The sequence below is a fragment of the Nocardioides sp. CPCC 205120 genome, assembly GCF_048654585.1.
Taxonomy (GTDB): domain Bacteria; phylum Actinomycetota; class Actinomycetes; order Propionibacteriales; family Nocardioidaceae; genus Nocardioides.
The window spans coordinates 924871-939253 of sequence record NZ_JBMCYY010000001.1 but is presented as its reverse complement, the minus strand read 5'-3'; the positions used below and the strand labels follow the sequence as shown (position 1 = coordinate 939253).

15 protein-coding genes and 1 pseudogene are annotated in these 14383 nt (G+C 73.6%); 6 read left to right on the top strand and 10 right to left on the bottom strand.

What is annotated here, in order from left to right; translation table 11 throughout:
* Positions 1 to 21: 21 nt before the first annotated feature.
* Genes ACOACO_RS04405 through ACOACO_RS04390 form a run of 4 tightly spaced genes read right to left on the bottom strand, consistent with a single transcriptional unit; the run spans position 22 to position 3573 of the window.
* Complete coding sequence (locus ACOACO_RS04405; protein WP_420295035.1) at positions 22 to 1164, bottom strand: M20 family metallopeptidase; 1143 nt, start codon at positions 1162 to 1164, stop codon at positions 22 to 24.
* A complete protein-coding gene (locus tag ACOACO_RS04400) occupies positions 1161 to 1829 on the bottom strand; it encodes a DUF1028 domain-containing protein (RefSeq protein WP_420295034.1) in 669 nt (222 codons plus the stop codon). The genes ACOACO_RS04405 and ACOACO_RS04400 overlap by 4 nt, the downstream gene beginning before the upstream one ends.
* Positions 1826 to 2266 carry a RidA family protein gene (locus ACOACO_RS04395; protein WP_420295033.1) on the bottom strand — a complete coding sequence of 147 codons (441 nt, stop codon included), beginning with the start codon at positions 2264 to 2266 and terminating at the stop codon, positions 1826 to 1828. The genes ACOACO_RS04400 and ACOACO_RS04395 overlap by 4 nt, the downstream gene beginning before the upstream one ends.
* Positions 2263 to 3573 carry a flavin-containing monooxygenase gene (locus ACOACO_RS04390; RefSeq protein WP_420295032.1) on the bottom strand — a complete coding sequence of 437 codons (1311 nt, stop codon included), beginning with the start codon at positions 3571 to 3573 and terminating at the stop codon, positions 2263 to 2265. Before ACOACO_RS04390 ends, ACOACO_RS04395 begins: the two co-directional genes overlap by 4 nt.
* A 350-nt stretch (positions 3574 to 3923) precedes the next feature.
* On the opposite strand from ACOACO_RS04390, the gene ACOACO_RS04385 reads away from it, so the two are divergent.
* Positions 3924 to 5276 (top strand): MFS transporter, encoded by a 1353-nt coding sequence (locus ACOACO_RS04385; protein ID WP_420295031.1) that lies wholly within the window; start codon positions 3924 to 3926, stop codon positions 5274 to 5276.
* Positions 5277 to 5379: 103 nt separating this feature from the next.
* On the opposite strand, the gene ACOACO_RS04380 is transcribed toward ACOACO_RS04385, so the two are convergent.
* Positions 5380 to 6099 (bottom strand): SDR family oxidoreductase, encoded by a 720-nt coding sequence (locus ACOACO_RS04380; RefSeq protein ID WP_420295030.1) that lies wholly within the window; start codon positions 6097 to 6099, stop codon positions 5380 to 5382.
* An 84-nt stretch (positions 6100 to 6183) separates the two neighbouring features.
* Here ACOACO_RS04380 and ACOACO_RS04375 point away from each other — a divergent pair, with 84 nt between their 5' ends.
* Complete coding sequence (locus ACOACO_RS04375; protein WP_420295029.1) at positions 6184 to 6768, top strand: TetR/AcrR family transcriptional regulator; 585 nt, start codon at positions 6184 to 6186, stop codon at positions 6766 to 6768.
* A 118-nt stretch (positions 6769 to 6886) separates the two neighbouring features.
* Here ACOACO_RS04375 and ACOACO_RS04370 read toward each other — a convergent pair whose 3' ends face one another.
* The 3 genes and pseudogenes from ACOACO_RS04370 to ACOACO_RS04360 form a co-directional block, all read right to left on the bottom strand.
* Entirely contained in the window at positions 6887 to 7324 is a 438-nt protein-coding gene (locus ACOACO_RS04370; protein WP_420295028.1) for a hypothetical protein, read from the bottom strand.
* 69 nt (positions 7325 to 7393) lie between these two features.
* Positions 7394 to 7780 (bottom strand): helix-turn-helix transcriptional regulator, encoded by a 387-nt coding sequence (locus ACOACO_RS04365; RefSeq protein WP_420296293.1) that lies wholly within the window; start codon positions 7778 to 7780, stop codon positions 7394 to 7396.
* Positions 7781 to 7822: 42 nt separating this feature from the next.
* Positions 7823 to 8417, bottom strand: a pseudogene (locus ACOACO_RS04360) (cupin domain-containing protein); the annotation flags it as partial.
* A gap of 34 nt (positions 8418 to 8451) precedes the next feature.
* Between ACOACO_RS04360 and ACOACO_RS04355 the strand changes: the two are divergent.
* Positions 8452 to 9303, top strand: a complete 852-nt coding sequence (locus ACOACO_RS04355; RefSeq protein ID WP_420295027.1) for an NmrA family NAD(P)-binding protein — start codon at positions 8452 to 8454, stop codon at positions 9301 to 9303.
* Entirely contained in the window at positions 9300 to 9737 is a 438-nt protein-coding gene (locus ACOACO_RS04350; RefSeq protein WP_420295026.1) for an anthrone oxygenase family protein, read from the top strand. Before ACOACO_RS04355 ends, ACOACO_RS04350 begins: the two co-directional genes overlap by 4 nt.
* A gap of 71 nt (positions 9738 to 9808) precedes the next feature.
* Here the strand turns inward: ACOACO_RS04350 and ACOACO_RS04345 are convergent, their stop codons facing one another.
* Positions 9809 to 11290 carry an MDR family MFS transporter gene (locus ACOACO_RS04345; RefSeq protein ID WP_420295025.1) on the bottom strand — a complete coding sequence of 494 codons (1482 nt, stop codon included), beginning with the start codon at positions 11288 to 11290 and terminating at the stop codon, positions 9809 to 9811.
* Positions 11291 to 11606: 316 nt separating this feature from the next.
* Between ACOACO_RS04345 and ACOACO_RS04340 the strand changes: the two genes are divergently transcribed.
* Both ACOACO_RS04340 and ACOACO_RS04335 read left to right on the top strand, forming a co-directional pair.
* Entirely contained in the window at positions 11607 to 13361 is a 1755-nt protein-coding gene (locus ACOACO_RS04340; protein WP_420295024.1) for a glycoside hydrolase family 30 protein, read from the top strand.
* Positions 13362 to 13390: 29 nt separating this feature from the next.
* Complete coding sequence (locus ACOACO_RS04335) at positions 13391 to 13696, top strand: chorismate mutase (protein ID WP_420295023.1); 306 nt, start codon at positions 13391 to 13393, stop codon at positions 13694 to 13696.
* Between the two features lie 27 nt (positions 13697 to 13723).
* Here the strand turns inward: ACOACO_RS04335 and ACOACO_RS04330 are convergent, their stop codons facing one another.
* The gene (locus tag ACOACO_RS04330) at positions 13724 to 14308 is read right to left on the bottom strand and encodes a TetR/AcrR family transcriptional regulator (protein ID WP_420295022.1); all 585 of its coding nucleotides are present in this window, start codon (positions 14306 to 14308) and stop codon (positions 13724 to 13726) included.
* Positions 14309 to 14383: the final 75 nt, after the last annotated feature.

Sequence of the window (14383 nt, the reverse complement as noted above, 5' to 3'; positions counted from 1 at the left end):
TCGTCCTCCGTCGTGGGTGGCTCAGCGGACGTGCCCGCGGCTGCTGAGGTCCACCGCGGTCCACGCCAGTGCCGTCGCCGCGTCGAGCAGGGCACGTTCCGCGTCCGGGCCGACGCAGTGCGCGGCGAACTCGGGCTGGTGGTTGAGCGCCGGCGACGAGCCGATGCCGACGTAGGGATGGATCGCCGGGACCACCTGCGACACGTTGCCCATGTCGGTCGACGCCCGGTTCATGCGACGCGCCGGCGTCCCGGGGTCGAAGACCCGCCCGAGGGCCTCCGCGTTGGCCCGGTACGCCCCGAGTGCCGCCTCGTCGGCGCGGAGCTCGGCGTACGGCTTGCTCTCGGCCTCGATCCGCAGCTCGCAGCCCGTCGCCAGGGCGCCCGCCTCGAAGCACCTCCAGACGCGCTCCTCGGTCTCCGCGAGCTGCGCCAGGGTCTCGGCGCGGACGTACCACCTGCCCTCCGTGCGGGCCGGGATGGCGTTGGGCGCCTCACCACCGTTCGTCATCACCCCGTGCACCCGCACGGTGGGCGGCAGCTGCTGCCGCAGGAGACCCACGGCGACCTGCGCGATGGTGAAGGCGTCGGCCGCGTTGACCCCCTGCTCGGGGTACGCCGCCGCGTGGGACGCCTTGCCCCGGTACTCCACGTGCGAGTGCGAGACCGCGAACGGCTCCGCCTCGGCCACGTCGACCGGGGCGGGGTGGGCCATCATCGCGATGTCGAGGCCGGCGAACGCGCCGCGCTCGAGCATCTCGATCTTGCCGCCACCGCCCTCCTCCGCCGGCGTGCCGTACACCTCGATCGTCAGGCCCAGGGTGTCGGCGACCCGCGCGAGGGCGCGGCCCGCGCCGACCGAGATGGCGGCGATGAGGTTGTGCCCGCACGCGTGCCCCAGACCGGGCAGCGCGTCGTACTCCGCACACAGGCCCACCCGGAACGGGCCGGAGCCGTAGGTGGCGTGGAACGCGGTCTCCAGCCCGAGGTACGCCGGCGTGATGGCGAATCCCGACTCCTCCAGCGCCTCGGCGACCCACCGGGAGGCCCGGTGCTCCTCCCAGGCGGTCTCGGGGTGGGCGTGCAGGAGCTCGGACAGCGTGATCAGGCGTTCGGCGTCGCCCGCCACGACCTCGGCCACGAGCTGCTTGTCACCCGACGTCATCGGTCCCCCGGGACGCCGTACGACGGGGCCGCGCTGGGGTCGAGGCCCCGGGTCACGTAGTCGTCGCGCTGCGGGAGCCACACGTCGAGGAGCGCGGCGAGGTCCTCCACCGGGGTGTCGCTCCAGTCGATGCGCAGGTCGGTCTCCCGCCACGGCACGCTCCGCACGACGGCGAGGCCGGCGGAGCGAACGGGCCCCTCCTCGCCACCGGCCTCGAGACCGCTGCGCAGGGAGGCGAGCAGGCGCTCCTCCAGCTGCCCCGTCGAGGCCCGGAAGGCGGTCACGATGGCGTCCACGACGCCCTCGTCCGCGAGCATGTTGCCGGCCGCGACGACCTGGTCCGCCGCCAGGTGGTGGTGGGTCCCCAGGGACCGCTCGCCGGAGTAGGCAGCCGTGGCGCCGTCGAGCGAGAGCACGGTCAGCTGACGGAACTCGATGAGGTCACGACCACGGGTGACGGCGTCGAGGGCCTCGGCGGCGCTCATGCCGCCGTCGAGGTGATCGAGGAGCTCCGTGCCGAGCCGGGGATCGGTGATGTTCTGCGACGATGCCCCACCCACCCCCGCGCGCAGGTTGACGCAGCGCGCCGCGACGGCCGGGCTCGAGGAGCTCACCGCCATCCCGACCGCGCCGGTGCCGTCCGTGGCCAGGATCGAGAAGGTCACTGCTCGCCCTCCGGGATCACTGCGACGGCGTCGACCTCGACGAGCCACTCGGGTCGGGCCAGGGCGCTCACGACGATGCCGGTGGAGATGGGGTGGACCCCGCGGGTGTGCCGGCCGATCGTCCGGTACACCGTCTCGCGGTAGCGCGGATCGACGATGTAGATCGTCAGCTTGACCAGGTGCTCGATCTTCGAGCCGGCCTCGCCCAGGAGCATCGCGATGTTCCTCATCGCCTGCTCGGTCTGGGCCTCGACGTCGCCGATGCCGACGGACTCGCTGGTGTCCAGGTCCTGACCGATCTGCCCGCGCACGTAGACCGTGTTGCCGGCGACCACCGCCTGGCACAGGTCGTTGTCGAGGTTCTGCTCGGGGTAGGTGTCACGCGTGTTGAAGGGACGGATCCGGGTGTGGCCGCCGGCCATCTTCGGGTCGTTCATGCGCTGTCCTTCTCCGGGGTGCGGTCGATGGGGGTGGGATGCGACCCGGCGGCGTCGGCGGGTGCTTCGTACTGCAGGTAGCTGCGCTGGGTCGACAGGTGGTCGGCGACGAACTTCGCGTCGTGCCACACGCCCCAGATGAAGCTCGAACCACGGCGCGAGAGCCATGGAAGGCCCAGGAAGTAGACGCCCGGCTCCGTTGAGACCCCGCGCCGGTGTCGCGGGCGGCCCGTCTCGTCGAACGCGTCGACCTGCAGCCAGCCGTAGTCGGGCCGGAAGCCGGTGGCCCACACGATGCTGGTGACGCCGGCCGACGCGAGGTCGAGGGACCGGAGCGGGTCGCGGACGCTGTCGGGATCCGGGCCGAGCAGCCGCGCGTCGGGCTCGGTCGGCAGGTCGAGCCCGTTCTTCCCCACGTACTCGTCGGCGGCGTCGAGCAGCGCCAGGTACTTGGCGTCACCCTCGGCGATGTTCGCCCCGAGGTCGTCGGCGAAGGACAGCACGCCGTCGTCGTAGGAGGAGGTCATCCCGACGAGGTGGATGCCCGACTCCGCCAGGGCGCGGAAGTCGACGGTGTGACCACCGCGCGCCCCGCTCACCGCGATGGTGACGTGCTCGGCCCCCTGCGGCGGCGTCTCGGCGTCCCACATCCCGAGGACGCCCAGCCACCAGCAGAAGTCGCGTCCCCGGTAGCTGCGCGGCGGCCTGTCGTGCGGGCCGACGGACAGGTACACCTCGCGCCCGGCACGTCGCAGCTCGTCGGCGATCTGCACGCCCGAGGACCCCGCCCCGACGACCAGGACCGCGCCGTCGGGCAGCTGCCCCGGGTTGCGGTAGGCGCTCGAGTGGATCTGCGTGACGCCGTCGACCTCGGGGACGATGGGCGGGACGACCGGCCGCTGGAACGGCCCCGTCGCGGCCACGACGTACGTCGCCCGGATGGTGCCGGTCGAGGTCTCGACGGTGAAGCCCGCCCGGCCCTCGCGGCGGCGCACCGAGGTCACCTCGACGCCGCACTCGATCGGCGCGCCGATCTTCTCGGCGTAGGCGGCGAAGTAGTCGGCCACCTGCTCCTTGCCCGCGAACTCGTCCGGGCCCACCGTGTCGAAGTGCAGACCCGGGAACCGGTCATGCCACGCGGGCCCGTTCGCGACCAGCGAGTCCCAGCGCTCCGAACGCCAGCGCTCGGCGATGCGGTGGCGCTCGAGGACGAGGTGGGGCACGCCCAGGTTGCCGAGGTGCTCGCTCATCGCCACCCCCGCCTGTCCTGCCCCCACCACCACTACTTCCGTGTCGCGCACAGACATGTCCACCTCCGGGTCGACGACCGCTCCGATTGCCAGCGCACCCAGCGTGACCGCCACCACGCCTCCTGTCCAACAGATGCTTTCGACTCAAGGCATCTGTAGATCAGATGACTCCACACCGCCGTACTGGTCTACAACCGGCCTCTCGCCGCCCCCGGTTCCATCAACAAATCCGATGACTGCGTCCAGTAGAGAATGTTTTACAGATCCCCGTGGTACGCATCACTATCTACCGAACAGCGGGTGACAGCGACCTCTCTCGACGCGGAGCGAGGCAGCGGCGCCCACTACCCCCCGACCCTGCGGGCCACGTCCTGCCCCGGCGCGCGGCACTGCCCCAAGGAGACGCCATGAACAACAGCACCCTGGTCGAAGAACCGCCCCGGGAGGGCCTGCGGAAGAGCCTGGTCGCAGGCTCCGTCGGGGTCTTCGTGCACTGGTTCGACTGGGCGGTCTACGCCTACCTCGCCACGACGATGGCCAAGATCTTCTTCCCCGAGCAGGACGGCAACGCCGGACTCCTGTCGGTCTTCGCGGTCTTCGCCGTCGCCTTCCTGGTGCGCCCGCTGGGGTCCGTGCTCTTCGGCTACATCGGCGACCGCTACGGACGGAAGAAGACGCTGTCCATCGTCATCGTGACGATGGCGGCGGGGACCCTGATGCTCGGTCTCCTGCCGTCGTACGACTCGGTCGGCATCGCGGCGCCCATCCTCCTCGTCGTCGCCCGCATCATCCAGGGCCTCGCCGCCGGCGGCGAGTTCGGCTCCGCGGCCGCCTTCCTCGCCGAGTACTCCCCCCGGAAGCGACGCGGCTTCGGCTGCTCGTGGATCGAGTTCGGGTCCGTCCTTGGCTTCCTCGCCGCATCTTTCGCGGTCTGGCTCCTGCAGACCCTGCTGACCGAGGCGGAGGTCCTGGAGTTCGGCTGGCGGATCCCGTTCCTGCTCACCGTTCCGATGGCCTTCGTGGGCCTCTACATCCGCCTGCGGATCGAGGACACCCCGGAGTACCGAGCTCTCGAGCGGCTCCAGACGGTCGCGAAGCAGCCGATCCGCGAGGTGTTCCGGCTCAACGGCAAGCAGTTCGCGCAGACCGTGGGTATCGAGACGTTCATGAACGCGACCTTCTACGTCGTGCTCGTCTACCTGCTCACCTACCAGGAGGAGATCGTCGGTCTCGCGCCCTCCGAGGCGGCCCTCCTGTCGACGGTCGCCTCCCTCGTGGCCATCGGCATCATCCCCGTCTCGGGCGTCGCCTCGGACAAGTTCGGCCGCAAGCCGGTGCTCCTCGGCGCGGCGGGCCTGCTGATCGTGGGCTCGGTGCCGCTCTTCGTGCTCATGCAGGCCGGGACATTGGCCGCAGGCTTCGCCGCCACCTTCGGCCTCTCGGTCATCCTGGCGATCATCTTGGGCAGCCACGCCGCGACAGTGGCCGAGCTGTTCCCCACCCGCACCCGGCAGAGCGGTCTCTCCATGGGTTACAGCGTCGCCGGAGCGTTCTTCGCCGGCACGCTCCCCTACCTCAACACCTGGCTGATCGGTGTCACCGGGAACGACCTCGTCCCGGCCTTCGCCCTCGTGGTGATCGGGGTGATCGGACTGCTCACCGTCCTCACGATCCCCGAGACCAAGGGCATCGAGCTGCTGCACGCGTCCGACCTGCAGGGCGCACAGGTCGACGTGCCCGCGGCTCCGGCCCGCACCTGAGGGTCGACAACAGCACGAGGGCGGTGACCTGCACGTCTGGTCACCACCCTCGGTGCGTCTCGGCCGCCCGCGCCGCACCACGGGAGCACCGGAGCGGGCCCGCTCAGGCGGCGCCGAGGGCGGCGGCGATCTGCGCGTAGCGGTCGGCGGGGTCGAGCGCGAGCCCCGATTTCACGAACTTCGCCCACTCGTCGCCCAGGACCTCCTGGGCGCCCGACTCGATCGCGTCGAGGCCCGCGCCCGCCAGGTCGGCGGGGCTGATCTTGGGGGCCGGCACCCCCTTGGCCATGTCGGTGTCGACCAGGCCCATGTGCACCCCGACGACGTGCGTCCCCTGGGCCGCGAGCTCGAGCCGGGTGCTGTCGGTCAGCATCCACGCCGCCGCCTTCGACGCCGCGTACGCGCCGGCGCCCGGAGCGGTGAACCACGACAGGGCCGAGACGACGTTGAGGACGGCGCCGCCGCCGTTGGCCCGGAGGACCGGGGCGAAGGCGCGCGTCATCAGCAGCGGGCCGTAGAAGTTGGTGTCCATCTCGCGCCGGATGGCCGCCTCGTCGCCCGTCATCAACGCGGTGCCCGTCGAGATGCCCGCGTTGTTGATGAGGACCTGCACGTCACCCGCGGCCCGGGCCGCGGCCTCGACCTGGGCGGCGTCGGTGACGTCGAGCGCGATCGGCTCGACGCCGGCGGCCTCGACCGAGGACGCGTCGCGGGCCGCGGCGTACACCTTGGTGGCCCCGCGCTCCTTGAGCAGCTCGACGAAGGCAGCTCCGATGCCCCGGTTGGCTCCGGTGACGAGCACGACCGCGCCCTTCAGCTCCATGACGACCTCATTCTGTAGTGATCACTATTGATTGCTGCTCGACCGTAGCACATTCCGTAGCGACCACTACGTTATGCTGGCGGCATGGCCGGCCGACCGCGGAGCTTCGATCGCGACGCAGCCCTCGCCGCCGCCGTCGAGCAGTTCTGGCGGGCGGGGTACGAGGAGACGTCCGTGGCGGCGCTGACGGCGGCCATGGGCGTGTCTCCGCCGAGCCTCTACGCGGCGTTCGGCGACAAGCACCGCCTCTTCGAGGAGGCCTCGGCCACCTACTTCCGCCGCACCTGCGAGGGCCTCGACGCCGCGAGCGCGCTGCCGACGGCGCGCGAGGCCGTCACGCGCATGCTCGACGACACCGCCCGCGCCCACACCGACGCGGCGACCCCGCCCGGCTGCCTGATGCTCACCGAGCCGCGGCTCACCGCGCAGCGCGAGGAGCTCCACCGGCGACTCCAGGAGCGGCTCGACCGCGGGGTGCGCGACGGCGACCTGCCGCCGGACACCCGCACCGAGGCCCTGGCCTCGTTCCTCGTGGCGGTTCTGCGCGGCATGTCCGGCTGCGCCCGCGACGGCGGGACCATCGACGACCTGCTGGCGATCGCCGAGACGGCCATGGCCGCCTTCCCCGCTCCGCCCGGAGGTCGAGCGGGACCCCTGCGACAGTTGTAGACGCAACCCGCCGGTTCCGGGTGGAAGCTTGGCACCGGAAGTGGCGGGTTCCCCGGTGCACCGGGGAACCCGCCAGATGCGGGCTGAGGAGCACTCCGGCCCGGTCGAGCGCCCCCGGTCAGCCCGCGAGCGCCGAGGACAGCCAGCCCTGCGCGAAGCGCTGCCACTCCTCGGTCTGCCCGCGCCACGCCTCCCACACCTCGCGCGGGGTCATGCCGGGCGTCAGCAGCGCGGCCCGCGAGGCGTCGGCGCTGACGAGCACGACCCGGCCGGGCGCGTCGTACGGCACCCGCGAGCGGGCCCACGTCGCGAACCAGATCTGCTGCACGTGGTCGCCGTCGGTCAGCAGCTGCGTGCCGTCCGCCGCGAGCCGCACCTCGAACGGTCGCTGCCCCGGCTCCTCGATCCGCACGGCCACTCGCCGGCTCCGCGGGAGCCGCCGGCGCACGTCGACCGCGACAGCCTCGGGCCACCACAGCAGGGCGGCCTCGAGGAAGGCGTCGGGCGTCAGCCGGATCGCCCCGTCGGGGGAGTAGATGCACGCGGTCACGTCCACCGCACCAGTCTGCGGTACGGCGGGGAACCGGCCGGGCACCGCGGGTCCGGCGATCCCCCCGCGCCCCCCTCAGCCCGCCGCCAGCGCCGTGCGCCGGTACGCGCTCGGGCTCACGCCGTGCTGCCGCTTGAAGGCGACGCTGAAGGTGAACGGGCTGTCGTAGCCCACCCGGCGGCCGACGGCGGCGACGCTCGCAGCGGGGTCGGCGAGGTACTCGCTCGCCAGGCCCATCCGCCACTCCGCCAGGTAGCGCATCGGGGGCACACCGACGCGGCGGCTGAACCGCGCAGCCAGGGTCGCCCGGGAGACCGAGAGCCGCCGGGCCAGGCGCTCGACGGTCCACGGCTCCGCCGGCGCGTCGTGGAGGAGGCCCAGCGCGGCCGCGACCAGCGGGTCGTCCCCGACCAGCCACGACGCGGGCCGGTCGTCGGACTGCCCGGCCAGCCAGCCCCGCACGGCGGCGACCACGAGCAGGTCGACGAGCCGGTCGAGCACCGTCGTACGCGCGACCTCGTCGCGACCGAGCTCCGCGCCGAGGAGGTCCACGACCGCCGCCTGCGACGGGTCCGCCGCCCCGCTCCGCACGACGGCCAGCGGCGGCAGCGCCGTCGTGGCGAGCCGCCCCACGTCCCCGGCGCGCTCGTAGGTCGCGAGGAGCAGTTCGGTCGTCGCCGCGGCCGGGTCGGCCGTGTTGCCCCACCGCTGCAGGCCCCGGCTCCAGGTCGTGCGCACCGGCCCCCCCCGCGACCGTCGTGCACTCCTGCCCCGGCCCGATCACGACGGTGGCGGGCGCCCCCGCCGCGTGGCCGACCCGGTACGGCGCGGGGCCCCGCGCCAGCACGACGTCCCCGGTGCCCAGCGCCTCGACCACCGGCCGGCCCGCCTCGTCCACGCCCTCGACCACGGCCTCGCCGCGCGTGACGACGAGCAGCGTCAGGGCGGCGCCGTCCCGCACGTCCACGACCCAGGGCGGCGCCATCGTCACGCCGAGGGTGAAGGCCCGCACGGCGCGCGGGCCGTCGAGGAACTGCGCGAGAGGGTCCACGACCGGCGACGCTAGACGAAACGGCAAGGATCCGCGAGCAACAGCCATTCAGCGTCTCGTCGCGAGACGGTTCACTCGAGCCATGACCTACCTCGTCCTCGGCGGCACGGGCCGCACCGGCCGCCGCGTCCTCGACCGTCTCCACGCCCGCGGGCTGCCCGCGCGGGCCGCGTCCCGCCGTACCGGCTTCGACTGGGACGACGCCGCCACCTGGCCCGGCGCCCTCGACGGCGCCACCGCCGTCTACGTCTGCTTCAGTCCCGACCTCGCGTTCCCGGGCGTCCCCGAGAAGATGCGTGCCCTCGCCGCGCTCGGCTCCTCGCTCGGTGTCGAGCGCTTCGTGCTGCTCTCGGGCCGGGGCGAGGAGGGCGCCCGGCGTGCCGAGGACGCCCTGCGTTCCGCGGGCGTGCCGGTGACGGTGCTGCGCTGCTCGTGGTTCCAGCAGAACTTCTCGGAGCACTTCCTGCTCGGCCCGGTACGCCGCGGCGCGCTGCGCCTGCCCGCCGCCGACGTGCCGGAGGCCTTCGTCGACCTCGACGACGTCGCCGACGTGGCCGTGGCCGCCCTCACCGCCCCGTCCGGCGGACCGCTGACCGACGCCACGCTCGAGCTGACCGGGCCCGAGCTCCTCACCTTCGCCGACGTCGCCGCGATCCTCGCCCACCGCACCGGCCGGCCCGTGACCTTCGAGCCGGTCGACGCCGCGGGGTTCGTGGCCGACGTGGCCCACGACGGGGTGCCCGCCGAGGAGGCCGCACCCCTCGCGGAGCTCTTCGCGGAGGTGCTCGACGGCCGCAACGCGTCGGTGACCGGGGACGTCGAACGGGTGCTGGGTCGACCCGCCTCGCCCTTCGCGGCGTACGTCGCGCGCACCGCCGCGTCGGGCGTCTGGGCCCCGGTCGCGGAGGTCCCGGTCACGGAGGTCCCGGCGTGAGCGCCCTCGGCGCGGCGGCGCTCGCCACCGGTGTCGCCGCCGCGGCCGTCGGGGGCGTCTACGCCGCGTTCTCCGTGATGGTGATGCCGGCGCTGCGGCGCCTCGACGCCCCCGCGGCGGTCGCCGTCATGCAGGAGGTGAACGTGCGGGCCGAGCGCGGGCCCTTCATCGCGCTGTTCGCCGGCGGCGCGCTGGCGGCGGTGGCGCTGGGGACCCTCGCCCTCCGCGCGCCCGGGACGGACCCGCGCCACGTCGTCGCCGCCGCCCTGCTGCTCGGCAGCGTGGCGGTCACCGTCGTCGGCAACGTGCCGCTCAACCAGCGCCTCGCGTCCGAGGGCGCCGAGGCGTGGCCGCACTACGCCGAGGTGTGGACCCGCCTCAACACCCTCCGCACGCTCCTCGCGCTCGGCGCCGTCGGGGCGCTCGTGCGCTGAGCGCCGGGCTCGGTCGAACCCGGCGCCCAGTGCCCCGCTCGGTGCCCGCTCAGTGCCCGCTCAGTGCCCGCTCAGTGCCCGACGACCGCGCCCTGCGGCGCGGCGTCGGGCTTGCGCACCAGCGGGGCGATCGCGACGAGCAGCAGCGACACGCACGCGCCGACGAGGAAGGCCGTGTGCACGCCGTCGGTCGTGGCCGCCGCAGCGGACGCGCCGTCCTCGGCGGAGCGCGTCGCCACGACGGTCATCACGGTGACGAACAGCGCCGTCCCGGCCGCGCCGGCGACCTGCTGGAACGTGCCGAGCACCGCCGAGCCGTGGGCGTACAGCTCCGGACGCACCGCGCCGAGGCCCGAGGTCATCAGCGGCGTGAACGTCGCGGCGAGTCCGAGGCACAGCACCACGTTGGCGCCGATGAGCCACCCCATCGTGGTCTGCTCGTCCACCGCGGTCAGCATCCACAGGGCCGCGCTGACGAGGATCGTGCCCGGCACGAGCAGCACGCGGGGGCCGCGGGCGTCGTACACGCGTCCCACGAGCGGACCCGCCAGGCCCATGAGGAGACCGCCGGGCAGGGTGATGAGGCCCGTGCGCGTCGGCCCGTAACCGAGCACCGTCTGCGCGAAGTAGGGCACCAGGATCAGGGTGCCGAGCATCGCCGCCATGGCCACGAGCATCGCCGCCATCGCGACGCAGAACTGGTACGACGCGAACACCCGCAGGTCGAGCAGCGCCCGGTCCTCGCGGGCCAGGACGAGCTGCCGGGCGACGAACGCGGCGAGCGCGGCGGCACCGACCACGAAGGGCAGCGCGACCGGCACCGCCTGGTCGGAGCCCTCGGCCGCGTGGCCCAGGCCGACGAGGCCGTAGACGAGGCCGCCGAAGCCGAGCACCGCGAGCGGCACGGAGACGAGGTCCACCGACGCCTTGCTCGTGGGCGCGACCGAGCGCACCATCCGCAGGCCCACGACCAGCGCGGTCAGCGCGATCGGCAGCACGAGGCCGAAGACCCAGCGCCACCCGAGGTGGTCGAGCACCAGCCCCGAGACCGTCGGGCCGAGCGCAGGCGCCACCGCGATGACGATCGAGATGTTGCCCATCATCACGCCGCGGCGCGCGGGCGGGACGATCGTCATGACCGTGGTCATCAGCAGCGGCAGCATGATCGCGGTGCCGCTGGCCTGCACGACGCGGGCGAGCAGCAGCACGCCGAAGCCGGGCGCGAGCGCCGCGATCGCCGTACCCAGGCTGAAGAGCGACATCGCGAGCCCGAACAGCGGACGGGTGCCGAGCCGCTGGATGAGGAACCCGGTCAGCGGGATGACGACGCCCATCGTCAGCAGGAACGCCGTCGTCAGCCACTGGCCGGTGCTCGGCGCCACGCCCAGCTCCGACTGGAGCACGGGCAGCGCGACGCTCATGACCGTCTCGTTGAGGATGACGACGAAGCTCGCGACGAGCAGTACGCCGATGACCACGAGGTCGTGGCGGGCCAGTCCGGCCTCGGCCTCGGTCGCGACCGCTGAGGTCTCGACGGCGTGCGACTGCGTCATGGTGGTGCTCCTGCCTCGGTTCCCGGTCGCCTCGGTCGAGGCCCGGTGGGGGTACGCCGGCCGTCACCGCCGCGGGTGGCGGCGGGGACGCGCGGTGGCGTCGGTGGTACGTCGGGGGGTGTCGACCCGCTACGTTCCCAGAACTCATCGTCCGGAGCGACCGAGTTGTTCCCTTGCGCCTTCCTTGAGGAAGTCTCGACGCCGGCCCGACGGATCGACTAGGGTCGCACCGCCTCCCCGCCGCTGCCTGCGCACCGCCGGACGGGGCGGCCCATGACGCCTTCTCGTCCGACACGGGGGACAGAAAGACGACGCCATGACCTTCCCCCGCGGTCCCCTCGTGCTCGGCGCGCTCGTCGGCGCCCTCGCCCTCGGCGCGGTCGGCGCCCGAGCCGGCGGCATCCTCCCCTCCGACGACGACGCTCCCGCCGCCGTCACCACCGCGGCCCGGGCCGGCACGTCGACCGAGTTCCGGGCCGACCTCGGCGGCACGGCCATCCGCGACGCGCTCCCCGCCACGTCCGTCACCACCTACACGTGGACGCCGGGCGACGCGACGGTCGCCTCGTGGCGCACGGTCGCCGACGGGGACGGGCTGCCGCAGTCGCTCGCCCCCCAGCCCGCGCTGCCCGCCCGTCCCGTCGTGGGCGGCGAGGAGCTCGTCGTCGGCCCCGAGGTGCCCGGCGCCTACCCCGTGGTCGGGTTCGGCGGCGCGCTCACCGACTCCGCGGCGTACCTCATCGACACCTCCCCGCAGCGCGACGCCCTCCTGGCCGAGCTGTTCTCCCCCGAGCGCGCCGGTTTCGACGTCGTGCGGGTGCCGATGGGCGGGAGCGACATGGTCGCCGACGGCGAGCACCGCAGCTACGCCCACACCCCCGAACCCGACCCCGAGCTGCGCAGCTTCTCCATCGCCCGCGACCTCGAGCACGTCGTGCCGGTGCTGCAGGACGCCCTCGCGCTCAACCCCGACCTCGTCGTCGTGGCGGCGCCGTGGTCGGCCCCCGGCTGGATGAAGATCGGCGGCCGCTACACCGGCGACTGCTGGGGCAACCGCAACCACCTCCGCGACGACGCGTACGGGGTGTACGCGCAGTACTACGTGCGGTTCCTGCAGGCGTACGCCGAGCAGGGCGTGGACGTCCACCAGGTCTCCCTCGGCAACGAGCCGCAGCACTGCAACGGCTCCTACCCCACGATGACGATGTCGTCGGCCGAGCAGGCCCGGCTCGCCCGGGAGCTGCGGCCCGCGCTGGACGCCGCCGGCTTCGCCGACGTCGAGGTGCTCGGCTGGGACCACAACTACGTCGACCAGGGCACCGACCGCCCCACCGCCTACCCCGCCGAGCTGCTCGCCGCCGCCGTCGGCACGGTCGACGCCATCGGCTACCACTGCTACGAGAGCGGCCGGCGCCGGGAGCCGGCCGCGACCCAGACCCGCGCCGTACCGGCGTGGATGACCGAGTGCACCGGCAGCCTCCGCTGGCGCGACACGCGGCACAACCTCGTCAACGAGATGCACCTCGCGCTCATCGACCCGCTGCGGCACGGCGCCGTGTCCTCCCTCTACTGGAACCTGGCGCTCGACGCGTCGGGCGGCCCGCGGCTCGGCGGCTGCACCGCCTGCCGCGGGATGCTCGAGGTGCGCTCCGACGGCTGGCGGCCCAACGAGGACCTCGTGTACTGGTCCCACCTGTCGCGGTTCGTGCAGCCGGGGGCGGTGCAGCGCAGCTCCACCAACCGCGACCGGGTGGAGACCGTGGCCTACGCCAACCCCGACGGCAGCCAGGTGCTCGTCGTGCTCAACGGGTCCTACTCCTCGCAGGACTGGCGCGTGCCGCCCGAGCCGGCGCCCACCCAGGCTCCGACCACCGCGCCCACCACCGCGCCCACCGGGACTCCGACCACGGCGCCCACCACTGCGCCCACCACCGCGCCCACCACCGCGCCCACCACCGCGCCGACCGGGACTCCGACCGGACCCCCGACGCCGACCCGTCCGGGGACGTCGGCGCTGGACGACGTGGTCGGCAGGGTCCTCGGCCTGCTGCGCGGACTGCTCGGCCCGTGAGGCCCCCGCGCGCCCTAGACTCGACGGCCGTGACCTCCGCCCCCGTCCCGCCCGTCCCGCCCGAGCTGGCCGCACTGCGCTCGAGCATCGACAACATCGACGCCGCCCTCGTGCACCTGCTGGCCGAGCGCTTCAAGTGCACCCAGCAGGTCGGGGTGCTCAAGGCGCGCGAGGACCTGCCGGCGGCCGACCCGGCCCGCGAGGAGCGCCAGATCGCGCGGCTGCGCGAGCTCGCCCTGACCGCCGGGCTCGACCCGGTGTTCGCGGAGAAGTTCCTCAACTTCGTCATCGCCGAGGTGATCCACCACCACCAGCGGATCGCCGAGGAGTCCTGAGCCCCGCGCCGCTCCCGGCGTACCGCCTCAGTCGGTGAGCGCCTGCACGACGAAGGTCGCGAGCTCCGCGTAGGCCTCGGCGTCGGCGAGCTCGAGGCGCTCGAACATGCGCCCCCGCTGGATCTCGAACATCGTCGCCGCGACCATCTCGCCGACGAACGCGGCGTGCACCTGCCGCAGCTCCCCCGAGGCGACACCGTCGGCGATCAGCCGGCGGATGCGCTCGGCCGCGGCCTGGGTGTTGCGGCGGTAGACGGCGTCGGTGGCGGGCAGGCGGGCGATGTCGGCGAGGAACGCCTCCGAGAGCGACTGCAGCCGGTCGGCCACGGCGCGCAGGTAGGTCTCGATGCGGGCCGCGGCGCCCTCGACGCCCTCGAGGCGCGTCTCCACGATGTCGACCGCGCGTCGGAACGACTCCCGCACGACCACGACCGCGAGGTCCTGCTTCGAGCCCGCGAGGGAGTAGAGCGTCGTCTTCGAGCAGCCGAGGCGAACCGTCAGCTCGTCGAGGGTGAACGCGGCGAAGCCCTCGGCCTCGCAGAGGTCGACCAGTCGGTCGAGCAGCTGCTGCTGCCGCGCCGTGCGCTGCTGCCGAGCAGTCGCTCCCGCCATCCCCTCGCCCCCTCCGCAGTCCGTGCCGTACGCTCGACGATACCGCAGGACCCCGCGCAGTATCACCGTGCCGTA